This is a genomic window from Streptomyces sp. NPDC048604 (assembly GCF_043199435.1).
Taxonomy (GTDB): Bacteria; Actinomycetota; Actinomycetes; order Streptomycetales; family Streptomycetaceae; genus Streptomyces.
Map to the genome: position 1 here is coordinate 214,605 of NZ_JBICVX010000001.1, position 16,984 is coordinate 231,588.

Consider the following 16,984-nt stretch of genomic DNA (forward strand, 5'->3'; position numbering starts at 1 on the left):
CGTCGTCCACCCTGAGCACGCGATTCCGCGTACTGCCGTAGGAGTACGGGACTACACCCTGGGACGGTGTGCGGCCCCGCGCCCAGGTGTCCGACACCGGACCGAGACCCTCCCATTGTGGGCGTCGGGCCCCCGCGCTGCACCCGGGGCGGGCCCCGCCGCCACGGCCTCCCCCCAGCGTGCGATCATCGCAACCCCCTGCCCCCGAACGGAAAGGCGCACCGTGGGCGAGCCGAGCTCGTCCGCCCTCGGCGGGTTCTTCGCGCTGGCGCGCTCCGCGCCCCCGGCCGGCGCCCACCTGCCCCTCGGGCGGCTCTACGGCGGCTCCGACGCGCCGCTCACCGCGCGGGTCGACCGGGTCGCCGCCGCACTGCGGACCTCCGAGCGGAGGGTCGCCGCGTCCACCGCGCAGCTCGGGCTCGCGGCCCGGCTGTGGTCGGTGGCCCTCGGCCGCGCGGCCCTGGACGGCGCCGTCCCGTCCCTGCGCCCCGACGAGCTGTACTGGGACGGGGCGCTCGGAGCGCCCGACGACCTCTGGTGGGCGGGGGAGGAGTTCCTGCCCGCCACCGTCGAGTCCCTGCGGCTCGTCGTCGTCGAGCGGCACCTCGTCCCCCTCCACGACGCCCTCCGCCGCGACGGCCGCGTCTCGCCCCGGCTGCTCTGGGGCAACGCCGGATCGGCGCTCGCCGGGGCCCTTCGGCAGCTCGTACGCGTCTCGCCGGGGGCCGGCCGCCGGGCCGGGGAACTCGTGGCGGGGCTGCTGCGGGAGCCCGAGCTCGCGGGGACCGTACAGGGCCCCGCGCTGCGGCGCACCACCTGCTGCCTCTACTACCGATGCCCCGGCGGCGGCCTGTGCGGCGACTGTGTCTTCGATCGCATGCCCCGAACGGGTTTGGAGACAGGGCCGTCCGCTCCGTAAAGTTTTTCTTTCGTGGGTCCGAACGGGCCACAGCAACGAGCGATCGAGGAACACGAAGGCCATGACGGTGACTGAGGAATCCTTGGCGTACGGGCCGGGCATCGACCCCGAGCGCCTGGCCGTCTGCCTGAGCGTGCTCGACGAGCTCGACAAGCTGGACGTCGACCACCCGGACGCGATCGCTGTCCGGCGCGCCACCGCCGGCATCTACCGGACCGTGAAGCAGCGCCGCCGCCAGGAGCGCCGGGCCGCGAAGACCGCCCACGACAAGTCGGTCACCGAGGCCACCGCGACCGGTTCCGCGCAGCGGATCGACGACGAGACCGAGGGCATCCTGCCCTCCTCCGTCACCGACGCCGGCCAGATCGCCGGAATACTCCAGCGCCCCCGGTCGTGCTACGTCTGCAAGGACCGGTACGTCGAGGTCGACTACTTCTACCACCAGCTCTGCCAGCCCTGCGCCGCGCTGAACCGGGCCCGGCGCGACGCCGGCGCCGACCTCACCGGCAAGCGCGCCCTGCTGACCGGCGGCCGCGCCAAGATCGGCATGTACATCGCGCTGCGGCTGCTCCGCGACGGCGCGCACACCACGATCACCACCCGCTTCCCCAAGGACGCCATCCGCCGCTTCAAGGCGATGGAGGACTCCGCGGACTGGATGCACCGCCTGGAGGTCGTCGGCATCGACCTGCGAGACCCGGGCCAGGCCGTGGCGCTCGCCGAGCAGGTCGCCGAGGCCGGCCCGCTGGACATCCTCATCAACAACGCGACCCAGACCGTGCGCCGGCTGCCGTCCGCGTACGCCGCCCTGGTCGACGGCGAGAGCGCGCCGCTGCCCGCCGGCGAACTGCCCGCCCACCACGTCATCGGCGCCTTCAACTCCGGCGCCGTCGACGGGCTCGCCGCGCTGCCCCTGGGCACCAGCGGCCTCGACGCCCAGAAGGTCGCCGACCTCGCCCTCGTCGCCGGCAACGCCAGCGTCGCCCGGCACCTCGACGGCACCGCCATCGACGCCGGCGGCCTCGTGCCCGACGTCGTCGACACCAACACCTGGGTGCAGACCATCGACCAGATCTCCCCGGTGGAGCTGCTCGAGACCCAGCTCTGCAACTACACCTCGCCGTTCATCCTCATCAGCAAGCTGCGCCCGATGATGGCCGAGGCCGCCCGCAAGGCCCGCAGCGGCCGTGCCTACATCGTCAACGTCTCCGCCATGGAGGGCGTCTTCAGCCGCGGCTACAAGGGCGCGGGGCACCCCAACACCAACGCGGCCAAGGCGGCCATGAACATGGTGACCCGGACCAGCGCCCAGGAGATGTTCCAGGCCGACGGCATCCTCATGACCTCCGTCGACACCGGCTGGATCACCGACGAGCGCCCGCACTACGACAAGCTGCGCCTCGCCGAGGAGGGCTTCCACGCCCCGCTCGACCTGGTCGACGGCGCGGCCCGCGTCTACGACCCGGTGGTGCGCGGCGAGCTCGGCGAGGACCTGTACGGCGTCTTCCTGAAGGACTACGCGCCCGCCAACTGGTGACCCCACGGGCAGCCGCCACCGCCGCCCCCCCGTGTCCCTGTAGCCGCCCGCGCTCGGCGTGTCCGGAATGCGTCACAATTCCTGGCCCCATCGAGCGCGGGCGCGCTCATTTGGTTAGTCTGATGTCCACGGTCCGCCAACGGGGCTTCACAAAACCCCCGCAGCCGGCCTGGGGACTGGCCCGCATCGAGGCCGCGGTCCCGCCCGCAACACGGCGCCACCGCGACCGACGGTCCATGTCCTTATCTGAACGCGACACAGAGGAGTGCGCGGTGACACCAGAACTGACGAAGCAGGAAGATCGACCTGTCGAACCCGCCGACCGGCCCCGCCGGTCCGGCGAACTGGGCAGTCTCGAAGTCTGGGCCCACGCGGCCCCGATCCGGCTGGCCGGCTACGAGGACGACCTCGCCGAGCCGCACATTCTGCCCGGCATCGACTGAGTCGTACTGTCGCTTCGCTCCGTGCCCCCGGTCGCTCGAAGGCCGGGGGCACGGCGCTGCCCCCGCACGCCGCTCCCCGCGCGGAGCCGCCCCCAGTGCGGCCGGCCCGTGACGTCAGCGGCGGTCCGCCGGGACGCGCAGCCGGGACGCCGGCAGGAACTCGCGCACGTACGTGCGGTGCCACCACGCGCCCGTCGCCCGCAGCTCCCGCCAGGTCGTGAACCGGTACAGATACAGCCGCGCCCTGATGTGCGTCGGCGGCGCGTCCGGGAACGGGTTGTGGCGCAGCAGCCGCAGCGTGTCACGGTCGTTCACGAGCAGCCGCTCCACGAAGCCGCCGAACCAGCCCTCGGCGTAACCGGGGGAGAGCGCCGCGAACCACATCAGCCAGTCGAGCCGCAGGTGGTACGGGGCGTACTGGCGCGGCAGCCGCCGTACGTCGCCGGGCTTGCCCTTGAAGCCGTACTCCCGCCACACCGTGCCCTCGTGCAGCACCGGCTCGTCCGTGCCCTCCACCACGATCTCCTGCCGCAGCCGGCCCACCGTGCCGAACGCCCCGTACGTGTTGACCAGGTGGAACGGGTCGTACGAGCGGTTCATCGCCTGCCGCCGGGAGAGCAGGTTGCACACCGGGCGGTAGCTGCGGACCAGGACCAGCGCGGTGACCGCGCAGACGACCACCGCGTACCAGACCGGGGCCTCGGGCTGTGTGTGGCCGTCCCCGGCCACGAGCGAGCCGTCGATCGCGGACAGCGCTAGCACGATGGTCAGCCAGTTCAGCCAGGCGAAGTTGCCGGAGAGGACCAGCCAGAGCTGTGTCGCCACCATCAGCGCGGCGGCCACCGTCGCCACCGGCTGCGGGGTGAACAGCAGCACCGGGACCCCCAGCTGCACCACGTGGTTGGCCCCGGCCTCCACACGGTGCAGCGGCCGCGGCATGCGGTGGAAGAACCAGCTCAGCGGGCCCGGCATCGGCTGGGTCTCGTGGTGGTAGTACAGGCAGGTCAGGTTCCGCCAGCAGGCGTCGCCCCGGATCTTGATCAGTCCGGCCCCGAACTCCACCCGGAACAGCAGCCAGCGCAGCAGGAACAGCATGAGCACGGGGGGCCCGACGTCGTCGTTGCCGAGGAAGACCGCGAGGAAACCGGTCTCCAGGAGCAGCGATTCCCAGCCGAAGGAGTACCAGGTCTGGCCGACGTTCACGACGGACAGGTACAGCACCCACAACACGGCCCAGAGCAGCATCGACGCCGCGAGCGGCACCGCGTCGCCCGCGCCCGCCGCCAGGGCCAGCGCGACCGCCGCGCCGCCCCAGGCGACGGTGGCGAACAGCCGGTCCGAGTAGCGCAGCCGGAACAGGGTCGGGGTGGCGCGCGCCGGCGCCCGGCGCAGGAACTCCGGCACCGGCAGCATCCCGCGTTCGCCGATCAGCGCCCGGAACTGCAGGGCGGCCGACAGGAACGCGACGAAATAGAGGACGGCCAGGCCGCGCTGGAAGACGATCCGGCTCAGCCAGTAGTCCGGTGACGTGAACCACTCCATCGCCTCCAGTATCGGCCGTGCGCCGCCCGAGCGCCTCGCCCCGCTTGCGGCGCGATCGGCCATGAGGGAGACAGGAAACGAGCAATTCCGGGCAAGAGGCTGGAGACCTTCGTGCGCGCTTCCATACGCCGACCCCGCCGTTCTCGTCGAGCCCCTGCCGTACGCCGGCCCCACACCGCCGTCCTCGCGGTCCTCGCCGCCGCGGCCCTCGTCGGCGGCTGCGCGACCGCCCGCGTCACGGACCGGCCTGCCGCCGCGGACTCCAGGGACGTGCTGCTCCAGCCGCTCGCCGCCGCGGGCCCCGACCCCTTCACCGAGTCCACCGCCTCCTCCGCCCCCACCCCGCCCCCCGGCACCCCCGAGCCCTCGCCGACCGCCCCCGCGCAGGTGCTGCACGAGATCACCGGCTCCACGCCCGGCCTCTACGGCGGTACCCGCTCGGAGTCCAGCTGCGACGTCGAGCGGCAGGTCTCCTTCCTCACCGCCGAGCCCGCCCGGGCCCGCGCCTTCGCCGAGGGCGCCGGGATCAACGAGGACAACCTCGCGGACTGGCTGCGCGAACTCACCCCCGTGGTCCTGCGCGCCGACACCCGCGTCACCAACCACGGCTACCGCGACGGCGCGCCCACCGCCTTCCAGTCCGTCCTCCAGGCCGGCACCGCCGTCCTCGTCGACCGCTACGGCGCCCCGCGCGTCCGCTGCGCCTGCGGCAACCCGCTGCGCTCCCCGCTCCACATGCCGGGCGCGAAGCCCACCGGCAGGCCCTGGGCCGCCTACCACCCCGACCGGGTCGTGGTGGTCCAGCCGACCACCACGGTGATCACCAGCCTGGTCATCGTCGACGTCGAGCAGGACACCTGGATCGAGCGGAAGACCGGCACCGACGGCGACCAGGACCGGGACCCCACCGTCGTGCCGCCCTGCGACCCCGCCGAGTGCACGCTCGTCCCCGTCCCGCCCGAGCCGCGGCCCGACGCGTCCGAGGACACCGTCAGCCCGCCCCCGAGCCCGGCCACCCCGTCCGCCCCGAGCTCGCCCGTCCCCGAGACCTCCGAGGCTCCCGCGCCGCCCGACGCACCGCCCAGCGCCCCCGAGGACCTCGTCCCGAGCGCTCCCGAAGGGCCGGACGGCGGCGCGGTCCCACCCGGGCTGCCGGAGACCTTCGAGGGCTGAGGCCGCCGTGCACACCGTCCCGCACCGTCCCCGCCGCACGGCCCGCCCCGTCGTGCGTGCGGCCCGGGCTGCGCCTAGCGTGGGCGCATGAGCGCGGGCAACGGGGGAGCTGACGCGGCCGACCGGCACTGCCGCGACGGCCGCACCGAGGGTGCGGCCTCCTGCTTCATGGCGCAGTACGGGGCCGCGTTCCGGATGGGCAGCTTCGACTGGGACCTCGACGCCGGCACGATGCTCATGGACGACTCCGCCCTCGCCGTGTTCGACCTGCGCCCCGACGAGTACGACGGCCACCCGGAGAGCCTGGGCGTACGGGTGCCCTCCGACGAGAGCCGGCGGCTCGACGCCCTGGTCTCGTACGCGCTCAAGAACGGCAACGACGACTACGGCGCGTACTTCCGGATCCGCCGCCGCGACGGGGCCCTGCGCTGGACCCACACGCAGGGCATCATCCGGCGCGACGAGACCGGCCGGCCGCGACGGATCCTCGGCATCGTCCGCGACGCCGCCAGCGAGCTCACCGAGTCCGCGGCCCGGATCGTCGTGGACGAGGGGCGGCGCCACCGCACCAGCGTCGTCGAGGGCACCACGGCCGCGCTGGCCCACGCCCGCACGGTTCAGGACATCATCGACATCCTGAACGACTCCCAGGGCCTGGAGTACTTCGGCGCGACCAGCCTCGTCATGGGGCTGCTCGAGTCGGGCCGGATCCATCTGGTGGCCGAGGGGCCGGACGGCGCGTTCGTGCCCGGCACCCGGTTCACCCGGGTGGACGAGCAGTACCCGATGAGCGAGGTCATCCGGACGCTGAAGCCCCGGTTCATCGAGGGCGCGGAGGAGTTCGCCGACGCGTACCCGATCCTGTGGCCGCACATCGACGGCCTCGGCATCACCGCCGCCGCCTATCTGCCGCTGATCGCGCAGGCGCGCCCGATCGGCGCGCTCGGGCTGCTGTACAGAGACAAGACCGACTTCACCGACGACGAGCGCAACCTGCTGGTGGCGCTCGGCAGCAGCATCGCCCAGAGCCTGCAGCGGGCCATGCTGTACGAGCAGGAGCACGACCTCGCCGAGGGGCTGCAGCAGGCGATGCTGCCCCGCCGGATCCCGGACGTGCCGGGCGCGCAGATAGCCGTCCGGTACCGCTCCGCCCGGCTCGGCCGGGACATCGGCGGCGACTGGTACGACATCATCCCGCTGCCCGGCGGTCGGGTCGGCGCGGTCATCGGCGACGTGCAGGGCCACGACACGCACGCGGCGGCCGTCATGGGCCAGCTGCGGATCGTGCTGCGGGCGTACGCGGCCGAGGGCCACACCCCGGCGACCGTGATGGCCCGCGCCTCGGTCTTCCTGCACGAGCTGGACACCGACCGGTTCGCCACCTGCACCTACGCGGAGGCGGACCTGACGACCGGGGTAATCCAGCTCGTCCGGGCCGGGCACGTCGACCCGATGGTGCAGGAGACGGACGGGGCACCGCGCCGGATCCCCGTGCAGGGCGGGCTGCCGCTCGGCCTGTCGGCCGAGTTCGGCCGGCTCGACTACCCGGTCACCGCACTCGAACTCGACCCCGGGCAGACCCTGCTGCTCTACACCGACGGCCTGGTCGAGCAGCCCGGAGCCGACCTCGACGACGGCCTGAACTGGCTGTCCGAGCTGGTGCGAGGCGGTCCCCGGGACCTCCAGCAGCTCGCCGACCACCTGTGCGACGTCGTCGACGAGCGCGGCGGCGACGACGACGTGGCGATCCTGCTGCTGCGCCGCCGGGGCGCGTACTACCCGAAGTCCGGCGGCCGGCTCCAGCAGCACGTCGGCCAGGGCGACGCGGAGGCGCTCCGCTCCGCCCGGCACATGATCCGGGCCGCGGTCCGCTCCTGGGGCGCGGAGTCGCGCGCCGACGAGATCGAGCTGGTCGCGGACGAGCTGACCACCAACGCGCTGATGCACACCGACGGCGGGGCGATCGTCACGCTGCGGATGCTCGCCGGGTCCGACCGGCGGCTGCGGGTGGAGGTCGAGGACCGCTCCAGCGCGCTGCCCCGGCGGCGGGACGCGGGGGAGTCGGGGGTGTCGGGGCGCGGGCTGCTGCTCGTCGACCGGATCTCCGACGTCTGGGGCGTCGAGTCGCGCGGCAGCGGCAAGTGTGTCTGGTGCGAGTTTCTCGTGGACGACGACGCAGATGAACAATGAGTGAAATGACCGTACTTGACCGTAACCGACCGAAGCGGGTTGACTGCGGATCCAGCAGCCCTCCGAGGACATGAGGAACCGTTGAGCAGCGAGCTTCTGGCACCTCTTGATCTGGCGTTCTGGCACCTCGAGACCACCGACCACCCCATGCATCTGGGCGCGCTCGCCCACTTCGGCCCCGCCGACGGCGACCGCGTGCCCGGCGACGAGGCCCTCCTCCAGCTCCTGACCCGCCGCGCCGCCGCCATCCCGCGGCTGCGGATGCGGGTCCGCGACGTCCTGCTCCCGGTCGGCGGCGCCGCCTGGCGGGCCGACCCCGGCTTCGACGTCCGCCGGCACGTCCACCGCATCGCCCTGCCCGGCACGGACTTCTGCGCCGAGACCGCGCGACTGGCCGGCGAGCTCATGGAACGGCCGCTGGAGCGGGGCCGGCCGCCGTGGGAGATGTACCTGCTCACCGGCGGCCCCGACGGGGCCTTCGCGGTGCTCGTCAAACTCCACCACGCGCTCGCCGACGGGATGCGCGCGGTCGCCATCGGGGCCGGGATCTTCGACGAGATCGCCGCCGCCCGCACCATGCGCACCGCGGCCGGCCGGCGGCCCCGGGCCGTGCCGCCGCGGTCCTGGATGCCCGGCCCCGCGCAGCTCGCCGGCGCCGCCCTCAGCCGCATCGAGGAACTCGGCCGGGCCGTCGGCGTCGGCGCCTCGGTGGTCCGCGCCAGCCGGCTCGACCCGCGCGGCACGCCCGCGCTGGCCGCCGCGTCCAGCGGCACCCGCGCCGTGGCCACAGCCGTCCTCGACCTGGAACGGGTGCACTCCGTACGCCGCGTCAGCGGCGGCACCGCCAACGACGTCCTGCTCGCCACCGTCGCCGGGGCGCTGCGCCGCTGGCTCACCGACCGCGGCGAACCCCTGCCCGCCGCCGACCCCCGCGCCCTGGTCCCCGTCTCCCGGCGGCGGCCCGGCGCGCCCCCGGACTCCGGCAACCGGCTCTCCGCGTACCTGCTCCCCCTGCCGGTCACCGAACCGGACGCGCGGGCCCGGCTCACGGCCGTCCGCACCGCGATGGACCGCAACAAGGCCGCGGGACCGCTGCGGGGCGCCGGAGCGGTCGCCGTGCTCGCCGACCAGCTGCCGCCGCTGGCCCACCGCTTCGGCGCGCCCCTCGCCTCCGGCGCGGCCCGGATGCTGTTCGACCTGCTGGTCACCAACGTGCCCCTGCCCCGCTCGGCGCTCTCCCTGGCCGGAGCGCCGCTGCGGGCGCTGTTCCCGATGGCCCCGCTGGCCCGCGGCCAGGCGCTGGCCGTGGCCATGTCGCCGTACGCCGGCCAGGTCCACATCGGCCTCGTCGCGGACGGCAAGGCGGTGCCGGACCTGGACGCGCTGGCGGCGGGGCTCGCGGCGGAGCTGGACGCGCTCGCCGGCGGATGAGCGGAGCGGGACGGGGCGCCCCCTGCCTCAAGGCCGGGGGAGCGCGGACCCACCGCCCGTACGGCAGGGTGGAGGTATGCCGGAACTGCCCGAGGTCGAAGCGCTCCGCGAGTTCCTCGACGCCCACCTCGTGGGCAAGGAGATCGCCCGTGTGCTGCCCGCCGCGATCAGCGTGCTCAAGACGTACGACCCTCCGCTCGGCGCCGTCGAGGGGGCGGAGGTCACCGGCGTCGCGCGGCACGGCAAGTTCCTCGACATCGAGGCCGGCGGGCTGCACCTGCTGATCCACCTCGCCCGGGCGGGCTGGCTGCAGTGGAAGGACGTCCTGCCCTCCGGGGCGCCCAAGCCCGGCAAGGGCCCGCTGGCGTTGCGGGTCGCCCTCACCGGCGGCGACGGCTTCGACCTCACCGAGGCGGGCACGCAGAAACGGCTCGCGGTCCATCTGGTCCGGGAGCCCGCCGACGTCCCCGGCGTCGCCCGCCTCGGGCCGGACCCGCTGGCGCCGGACTTCGACCTCGCCGCCTTCGCCGCGCTGCTCAAGGGCGAGCGCCGGCAGATCAAGGGCGCGCTGCGGGACCAGAGCCTGATCGCCGGCATCGGCAACGCGTACAGCGACGAGATCCTGCACGTGGCGAAGACGTCCCCGTTCAAGCCCACCCAGAACCTCACCGACGAGGAGACCGCCGCGCTGTACGAGGCCATGCGCGACACCCTCACGCAGGCCGTCGCCCGCTCGCACGGACTCGCCGCGGGCCGGCTGAAGGCGGAGAAGAAGAGCGGACTGCGGGTCCACGGCCGCACCGGCGAGCCCTGCCCCGTCTGCGGCGACACCATCCGCGAGGTCTCCTTCGCGGACTCCTCCCTCCAGTACTGCCCCACCTGCCAGACCGGCGGCAAACCGCTCGCCGACCGCCGCCTGTCCCGGCTGCTCAAGTAGCGGTCCCTCGGCGGGCGGCTGCTCAAGGAGTGCTAGCGGCGCAGCTCCGCGACCTGCACGCCCGTCGCGTCCCGCACCGTCAGGCGGTCGATCTCGGCGGGGCGGACCGGGGCCGCCGTCTCGATCAGCGGCGCCCCGGCCTCCTCGGCCCGCCAGGTGAGCAGCGGGTACGCGCGGCCGCCGCGGTCCACGGCGTACAGGGTGCACACCCGCCGGCCGCGCAGCCCGGCCACCCGCAGGCCGACCGCCGAACCCCACTCCCGGTCCTCCAGCGCGGCGGACGCCGTGACGCCGGTGGCCCGGTCGGCCGCGGAGAACCGTACGGCCTCAGGGGCCGCGTCCCCCAGCAGCACCGCCGCGACGAGCACCGCGGCCACGGACGGCCAGGCCACGGCCCGCGCCTTCCAGCGCCGGGTCCGTCCCGCCGCCCGGTCGGCCGCCTGGCCAGCTGCCCGGTCCGCGGAGGTGTCCGCCGCCGGGTCCGGCGCCGACGGCGGCACCAGTTCCGCCAGCGCCGCCGCCAGTGCGGCGAACCGTTCGTGCTCCCGGGCGCAGTCCGGGCAGCGCGTCAGATGCTCGGCGCAGCGCAGTGCCTCCAGCGGCTCCAGCACGCCCAGCGCGTACGCCGCCACGTCCCGGTGCCCCTCCGGGGTCATCCCGTTCCCTTCGCCCACCCTGGTCACACAAGGGAATACGCAGAGTTCCGCCCCGGTGCTCAACCGCACGTCCCCGGCTTAGACTCCCTCACCATGCTGCGCGTACTGGCCGTCGACGACGAGGAACCGGCCCTCGGGGAACTGCTCTACCTGCTGCGTTCCGATCCCCGGGTGCGCAGCGCGGAAGGGGCCACCGACGCCACCGAGGCGCTGCGCCGGATCGGCCGGGCGCTGGAGGCCGGGCCGGACGGCGCGGACGCCATCGACGTCGTCTTCCTCGACATCCACATGGCCGGGCTGACCGGACTCGACGTGGCCCGGCTGCTCGCCGGCTTCGCCCGGCCGCCGCTGATCGTCTTCGTCACCGCACACGAAGGCTTCGCCGTGCAGGCGTTCGACCTGGAGGCGGTGGACTACGTGCTCAAGCCGGTCCGCGGCGAACGCCTCGCGGAGGCGGTCCGCCGGGTGCACGAGCAGGTCCACGCGAGTACCGCGCCCGGCGCCCCGTCCGACCAGATACCGGTCGAGCTCGGCGGGGTCACCCGGTTCGTCCCCATCGGCGAGATCGCGTACGTCGAGGCCCAGGGCGACTACGCCCGGCTGCACACCGCCGACGCCAGCCATCTCGTCCGCATCCCGCTCTCTACGCTGGAGGAGCGGTGGGCGGCGCGCGGCTTCGTCCGCATCCACCGCAGCCATCTCGTCGCCCTCGACCGGATCGACGAGCTGCGCATGGACGGCGGGGCCACGACCGTCCGCGTCGGGACCGCCGAGCTCGCCGTCAGCCGCCGCCACGCCCGGCAGCTGCGGGAGCTGCTGACCCGTCATGTCCGCGGCTGATCGTCCGCCGCTGACCGGCGGAAACAGTCCGGTCACGGGCTCTGGTCCGGCCGGAGACCGCTGCGTAGACTCCGCTGGATGCCTGAGCCCCAGCCCCGCCGTGAGATCGTCACCGGAGTGCCGCGCGCCGCGCGCCGGCCCCCGGGGCATCCGCCCGCGCGGTCGGAGATCAACGAGCACACCACCATCGGACACACCTACGTCCGCTCGCTGATGCGCAGCCAGCTGCGTGCCGCGCTCACCGCGCTGGCCGCCCTGGCCCTGCTGGTCGGCTCGCTGCCGCTGCTGCTCGCGCTGCCCGCGCCGGAGGGCGTGGTCTGGGCGGCGCTCGGCGTCGGCGTGTACCCGGTGATCTGGGCGACGGCGCGCTGGTACGTCCGCCGGGCGGAGCGCAACGAGCGCGACTTCACCGGCCTCGTCGAGACGTGACCGCGTGAACCAGACCTACGCGGTGGTCGCGGTCACCGTCGTCACCGTGGCCACGGTGCTCATCGGCGGTCTCGGTCTGCGCATCTCCCGCACCACCTCCGACTTCTACGTGGCCTCCCGGACCGTCAAACCGGGCCTCAACGCCGCCGCGATCAGCGGCGAGTACCTCTCCGCGGCCTCCTTCCTCGGCATCGCGGGCCTGGTACTGCTCCAGGGCCCGGACATGCTCTGGTACCCGGTCGGCTACACGGCCGGCTATCTCGTCCTGCTCGTGCTCGTCGCGGCCCCGCTGCGCCGCTCCGGCGCGTACACGCTCTCCGACTTCGCCGACGCCCGCCTGGAGTCCCCGCAAGTACGGCGGCTCGCCAGCCTGTTCGTCGTCGGCATCGGCTGGCTTTATCTGCTGCCGCAGCTCCAGGGCGCGGGGCTCACCCTGGAGATCCTCACCGGCGCGCCCGACTGGGTCGGCGGACTCGTCGTCGGACTCGTCGTCACCGGCATCGTCGCCGCCGGCGGGATGCGCAGCATCACCTTCGTGCAGGCCTTCCAGTACTGGCTGAAGCTCACCGCCCTGCTGGTGCCCGCGCTCTTCCTGGCCGCGGCCTGGGCCGGCGACGACGCCCCGCGGGCCCGGTTCGACGCGCCCGCCGTGTTCCGCGAGCACACCGCCGTACGGTTCGGCGACACCGTGCGCATCGAGGTCGAGGAGCCGCTCACACTCGACGTCGCCGGACAGGTCGACGGCACCGCGTACGACGGAGGCCGCACCACCCTGCAGCCGGGCGCGCACCGCATCGAGTCCGGCACCACCCTCACCTTCCCGGAGGGCGCCGCGGTCCCCGAGAGGACGGCCAGCGGCGACGACCCCCTGGGCTGGTCGCAGCCGCTGGCCGGCGACCGCGACGGCCACCAGCTGTACGCGACGTACGGGCTGATCCTCGCGACCTTCCTCGGCACCATGGGCCTGCCGCACGTCGCCGTCCGCTTCTACACCAGCCCGCACGGCCGGGCCGCCCGGCGCACCACGCTCGTCGTGCTCGGCCTCGTCGGCGCGTTCTACCTGCTGCCGCCGGTGTACGGCGCGCTCGGCCGGATCTACGCCCCCGACCTCGCGCTCACCGGGGCCGCCGACGCGGCCGTGCTCGTCCTGCCGGACCGGATGATCGGCGGGCTCGCCGGGGACCTGCTCGGCGCGCTGCTCGCGGGCGGGGCGTTCGCCGCGTTCCTCTCGACCGCCTCCGGGCTGACGATGTCGGTCGCCGGAGTGGTCAGCCAGGACGTGCTGCCGTCCCGCGGGGTGCGCCACTTCCGGCTCGCGACCCTGCTCGCCATGGCCGTGCCGCTGACCGCGAGCGTGCTCGCCAGCAAGGTCCCGGTCGCGGACGCGGTCGGGCTCGCCTTCGCGGTGTCGGCCTCCTCCTTCTGCCCGCTGCTGGTGCTCGGCATCTGGTGGCGCCGGCTCACCCCGCCGGGCGCGGTGGCCGGGCTGCTGCTCGGCGGCGGCTCGGCGCTCACCGCCGTCATGGCCACCCGCGCCGGACTCGCCCCGGAGGGCTGGCCGCACACGCTGATGGCCTGGCCCGCGGTCTGGTCCGTGCCGCTCGGCTTCCTCACCATGATCCTGGTCTCGCTGGCCACCCCGCACCGGATCCCGCCGGGGACCCCGGCGATCCTGGCCCGCCTGCACCTCCCGGAGGACCTGCTGGACCGGCCTCCTCACGAGCGCGCCGAAAGGGCCGAGACGTGAGCGGGATCGGGTACGCGGCGCTCGCCGTCGCGGGCGTGCTGCTGCTTGCCGCCGGCTTCGCGGCCGGCCGGATCTCCGGCCGGCGCGGCGACCGCGACGGCCTGGACCTCGGCACCCCCGTGGAGCGGGCCACCTTCCACACCCTGCACACCGCCTCGCTGGCCGCGCCGCCGCTGCGCGCCGGGCTCACCGAGGAGACCGCCGGCAAGGCCGCCGGGCGGCTGCGCTCGCTGCTCGGCACCGAGGCGCTCTGTCTCACCGACCGCGGTGCCGTGCTGGCCTGGGACGGTCCCGGCGGCGACCACCACCGCCGGCAGGTGATGGACCAGGTCGCGGCGGTCCTCGCCACCGGGCGCAGCCACAGCGCGCCCTCCGGCTGCGGGGACCTCGTCTGCCCGCTGCGCTGGACGGTGATCGCCCCGCTGACCGGCGAGGAGGGCGTCCTCGGCGCGCTCGTCGCCTACGGCGCGCAGGAGTCGGCGGTGCTGGTGCGGGCCGCCACCGAGGTCGCCCGCTGGGTCTCCGTACAGCTGGAGCTTGCCGAACTCGACCGTTCGCGCACCCGGTTGATCGAGGCGGAGATCCGCGCCCTGCGCGCCCAGATCTCCCCGCACTTCATCTTCAACTCGCTCGCCGCGATCGCCTCGTTCGTCCGCACCGACCCGGAGCGGGCCCGCGAACTGCTCCTGGAGTTCGCCGACTTCACCCGCTACTCGTTCCGCAGGCACGGCGAGTTCACCCGGCTCGCCGACGAACTGCAGTCGATCGAGCAGTACCTGGCGCTGGCCGGGGCCCGGTTCGGCGACCGGCTCAAGGTGACCCTGCAGATCGCGCCCGAGGTGCTGCCGGTGGCGCTGCCGTTCCTGTGCCTCCAGCCGCTGGTGGAGAACGCGGTCAAGCACGGTCTGGAGGACACCCGGGGTGTGCGCCGGGTCACCATCGCCGCCCGCGACGAGGGGGCCGAGGCCGTGGTGACCATCGAGGACGACGGCGTCGGCATGGACCCGGCGGTGCTGCGCGGCATCCTCGCCGGGGAGCGGCCCTCGTCGGGGGTCGGCCTGTGCAACGTGGACGAGCGGCTGCGCCAGGTGTACGGGGACGCGTACGGGCTGGTCATCGAGACCGGGGTGGGCGCCGGCATGAAGATCACCGTGCGGCTCCCGAAGTACCGGGCGGGGGTCCATCCGGGGCAGCTCCAGTAGTCCCGGCTCCCGCTCGGCGGTCCTGGCGGCGCGTTGGCGTACCCGCTCCGGCGGTCCCGGTGGCCGCGCGCCGGGGTCAGTACAGGTGCAGGGCCAAGTGGCCGAGGGGCAGCCCGAGTTGCCAGGCGGGCACCCAGGTCTGCGCCGACTCGTCCACCTGGTCCAGGCCCAGGACGCCGAGACCGGCCGAGGCGGAGAGCCCGCGCAGGTCGGTCGCGAGGATCCGGGTGGCCTCCAGCTGCCGCCAGGTCTCGCGGGCCAGCGCCAGATCGGGGTCCGTCCCGCCGGCGGTCCGCGCGGCCCTCCCCCAGCCTTCGGCCGGGGGGACCCCCATCTCGCTTCGCTCGGCGAGCCGTTCGCGGACCCAGTCCGGCCAGGGATGGTCGTACGACGTACGGCTCAGCCACTCGTCGAGCCGCGCCGCGGAGAGCGCGCCGGAGCCCGCCCCGTCGCACAGGTGGATCGTGAGCGCCAGGGCCTGCCTGCCGGCCCGGTGCTCCAGCGAGCCTGGCTCCACCAGCCGCCCCGCGCGCAGCAGTTCGTCGGCCGTGTACTCGGCGCACAGCCAGGCCATGGGAACGGCCGTACCGCCCCCGCCGTGGCCGTCGGTGCTCTCGGGCAGCAACGCTCCACCTTCTCCCGGACGTCCTCGATGCGGAACCTCAGCGACGAGCCTCCACCGAAGGAGACGCGCGCGGGTCGCTCTTTACTCAACTCGCGTGTGTGGTTTCGGATACGTTCTCCCGCCGGTGCGGGACCGGTGGGACAGCGCTGACACGCGGGACGTCCGGGACTCGGGAGACCGGTCGCGGGGGCGGCCGGATCAGCCGAGGAGCGCGTAGACGGCGGTCGCGTGCGCGGCCGGCGCGTCGGTCCCCTCCGCCGTCATGGTGATGTCGGCGAACGCCATCCGCCGGCCGTCCTTGGTGAGCCGGGCCCGGACGAGGACGTCGGCGCCGAGGACCGCGCGCTGGAAGCTGATCGACTGCTGCACGGTCGTCATCGGGACGAAGCCGCCGCGGGCCGACGCCACCGCGATCACGGTCGCGGTGTCGGCGGCGGCCATCAGTGCCTGGCCGGACAGGCCCCCGCCCTCCCGGGCGAGCCGGTCGGACCAGGGGAGCCGCAGGACCGCCTCGCCCGCTTCGGTGGAGACCACCGACAGGCCGAGATCCAGTACCCAGGGCGCGAAGTTGTCGGCGAGGACCTGCTGCGCGGCGGCGAGTGTCAGTGGCTGGTCGTTTCTCACCCGGTCATTGTGGGGTCCGGGCGGCCGGGCTGGACAGAGCGTGGCGGCGCGGCCTGCTGTAGCCGGGCAGACAGCCGCTGAGGGTGCGCAGCGCGTAGTGCGAGCGGGACTTGACGGTGCCGGCCGGGATGCCGAGGTCGTCGGCCGCCTCCTTGACGGTGAGCCCGTGGAAGTAGATCCGCTCCAGGACCGCGCGGTGCTCGGGGCTGAGTCCGCGGACGGCGGCGCGTACGTCGAGCGCGGCGACGGCGGACTCGGTGGCGTCGGCCGGGTCGGGGGTGGCCGCCAGCGCGTCGTCGCCGATCTCGGCGGGCCGGGCCAGCCGGGAGCGGCGGGCGTCGATGGCGAGCCGGCGGGCCACGGTGAACAGCCAGGGGCGCATCGACTCGTACGGGCCGTGGAAGGCCTCGGGGTGGAGCCAGGCCCGGACCAGGGTCTCCTGCACCAGGTCCTCGGCGCGCTGCCGGTCCCCGTAGGTCAGGCCGAGCAGAAAGCCGTGCAGGGCGGTCCCGTGCTCGCGCTGCAGTTCTTCCAGGGCCCGTTCGTCGGTCGTCGCCGTCGTCATGCTCACACCTCTTCCTCCCTCGGCCTCCGGCCGGGGGACCCCGCTCGGCGGCTCGTCGTTCCGCGCCGTATCCGAACGCATCCCGACGGGAAGCGACAGGCGGCGCACAGCGGTCTGCGCCGAG

At 74.3% G+C, this 16,984-nt stretch carries 16 protein-coding genes; 11 read left to right on the plus strand and 5 right to left on the minus strand.

Features of this window, described 5'->3' with window-relative positions:
- Positions 1 to 223: 223 nt before the first annotated feature.
- The 3 genes from ACGFMM_RS00880 to ACGFMM_RS00890 all read left to right on the plus strand — a co-directional run bounded on the left by ACGFMM_RS00880 (position 224) and on the right by ACGFMM_RS00890 (position 2,899).
- The gene (locus ACGFMM_RS00880; RefSeq protein WP_393641860.1) at positions 224 to 919 is read left to right on the plus strand and encodes a (2Fe-2S)-binding protein; all 696 of its coding nucleotides are present in this window, start codon (positions 224 to 226) and stop codon (positions 917 to 919) included.
- 61 nt (positions 920 to 980) lie between these two features.
- Entirely contained in the window at positions 981 to 2,456 is a 1,476-nt protein-coding gene (locus ACGFMM_RS00885) for an SDR family NAD(P)-dependent oxidoreductase (RefSeq protein WP_393641862.1), read from the plus strand.
- A gap of 272 nt (positions 2,457 to 2,728) precedes the next feature.
- Positions 2,729 to 2,899, plus strand: coding sequence for a hypothetical protein (locus ACGFMM_RS00890; RefSeq protein WP_393641864.1), 171 nt, complete (start codon positions 2,729 to 2,731; stop codon positions 2,897 to 2,899).
- Between the two features lie 114 nt (positions 2,900 to 3,013).
- Here ACGFMM_RS00890 and ACGFMM_RS00895 read toward each other — a convergent pair whose 3' ends face one another.
- A complete protein-coding gene (locus tag ACGFMM_RS00895; protein WP_393641866.1) occupies positions 3,014 to 4,441 on the minus strand; it encodes a lipase maturation factor family protein in 1,428 nt (475 codons plus the stop codon).
- A 111-nt stretch (positions 4,442 to 4,552) separates the two neighbouring features.
- On the opposite strand from ACGFMM_RS00895, the gene ACGFMM_RS00900 reads away from it, so the two are divergent.
- The 4 genes from ACGFMM_RS00900 to ACGFMM_RS00915 all read left to right on the plus strand — a co-directional run bounded on the left by ACGFMM_RS00900 (position 4,553) and on the right by ACGFMM_RS00915 (position 10,172).
- Positions 4,553 to 5,614, plus strand: a complete 1,062-nt coding sequence (locus ACGFMM_RS00900; RefSeq protein WP_393641867.1) for a DUF6777 domain-containing protein — start codon at positions 4,553 to 4,555, stop codon at positions 5,612 to 5,614.
- Positions 5,615 to 5,782: 168 nt separating this feature from the next.
- On the plus strand, positions 5,783 to 7,804 hold the full coding sequence (locus ACGFMM_RS00905) for a SpoIIE family protein phosphatase (protein WP_393642778.1): 2,022 nt from the start codon (positions 5,783 to 5,785) through the stop codon (positions 7,802 to 7,804).
- Positions 7,805 to 7,885: 81 nt separating this feature from the next.
- Positions 7,886 to 9,235: a wax ester/triacylglycerol synthase family O-acyltransferase gene (locus tag ACGFMM_RS00910; protein ID WP_393641868.1), complete on the plus strand. Its 1,350-nt coding sequence runs from the start codon at positions 7,886 to 7,888 to the stop codon at positions 9,233 to 9,235.
- 76 nt (positions 9,236 to 9,311) lie between these two features.
- A complete protein-coding gene (locus ACGFMM_RS00915) occupies positions 9,312 to 10,172 on the plus strand; it encodes an Fpg/Nei family DNA glycosylase (RefSeq protein ID WP_393641870.1) in 861 nt (286 codons plus the stop codon).
- Positions 10,173 to 10,204: 32 nt separating this feature from the next.
- Here the strand turns inward: ACGFMM_RS00915 and ACGFMM_RS00920 are convergent, their stop codons facing one another.
- The gene (locus tag ACGFMM_RS00920) at positions 10,205 to 10,828 is read right to left on the minus strand and encodes a hypothetical protein (RefSeq protein ID WP_393641871.1); all 624 of its coding nucleotides are present in this window, start codon (positions 10,826 to 10,828) and stop codon (positions 10,205 to 10,207) included.
- Positions 10,829 to 10,921: 93 nt separating this feature from the next.
- Between ACGFMM_RS00920 and ACGFMM_RS00925 the strand changes: the two genes are divergently transcribed.
- The 4 genes from ACGFMM_RS00925 (at position 10,922) to ACGFMM_RS00940 (ending at position 15,046) form a co-directional block, all read left to right on the plus strand.
- Positions 10,922 to 11,668 (plus strand): LytR/AlgR family response regulator transcription factor, encoded by a 747-nt coding sequence (locus ACGFMM_RS00925; RefSeq protein ID WP_393641872.1) that lies wholly within the window; start codon positions 10,922 to 10,924, stop codon positions 11,666 to 11,668.
- 78 nt (positions 11,669 to 11,746) lie between these two features.
- Complete coding sequence (locus ACGFMM_RS00930; protein WP_393641874.1) at positions 11,747 to 12,097, plus strand: hypothetical protein; 351 nt, start codon at positions 11,747 to 11,749, stop codon at positions 12,095 to 12,097.
- A gap of 4 nt (positions 12,098 to 12,101) precedes the next feature.
- The gene (locus ACGFMM_RS00935; protein WP_393641876.1) at positions 12,102 to 13,844 is read left to right on the plus strand and encodes a cation acetate symporter; all 1,743 of its coding nucleotides are present in this window, start codon (positions 12,102 to 12,104) and stop codon (positions 13,842 to 13,844) included.
- On the plus strand, positions 13,841 to 15,046 hold the full coding sequence (locus ACGFMM_RS00940; protein ID WP_393641877.1) for a histidine kinase: 1,206 nt from the start codon (positions 13,841 to 13,843) through the stop codon (positions 15,044 to 15,046). Before ACGFMM_RS00935 ends, ACGFMM_RS00940 begins: the two co-directional genes overlap by 4 nt.
- Before the next feature lie 76 nt (positions 15,047 to 15,122).
- Here the strand turns inward: ACGFMM_RS00940 and ACGFMM_RS00945 are convergent, their stop codons facing one another.
- From ACGFMM_RS00945 to ACGFMM_RS00955, 3 genes are all read right to left on the minus strand, one after another.
- The gene (locus ACGFMM_RS00945; RefSeq protein WP_393641879.1) at positions 15,123 to 15,671 is read right to left on the minus strand and encodes a hypothetical protein; all 549 of its coding nucleotides are present in this window, start codon (positions 15,669 to 15,671) and stop codon (positions 15,123 to 15,125) included.
- Between the two features lie 198 nt (positions 15,672 to 15,869).
- On the minus strand, positions 15,870 to 16,295 hold the full coding sequence (locus tag ACGFMM_RS00950) for a PaaI family thioesterase (protein ID WP_393641881.1): 426 nt from the start codon (positions 16,293 to 16,295) through the stop codon (positions 15,870 to 15,872).
- A 4-nt stretch (positions 16,296 to 16,299) separates the two neighbouring features.
- Positions 16,300 to 16,860 (minus strand): sigma-70 family RNA polymerase sigma factor, encoded by a 561-nt coding sequence (locus tag ACGFMM_RS00955; RefSeq protein WP_393641883.1) that lies wholly within the window; start codon positions 16,858 to 16,860, stop codon positions 16,300 to 16,302.
- Between the last annotated feature and the right edge of the window lie 124 nt (positions 16,861 to 16,984).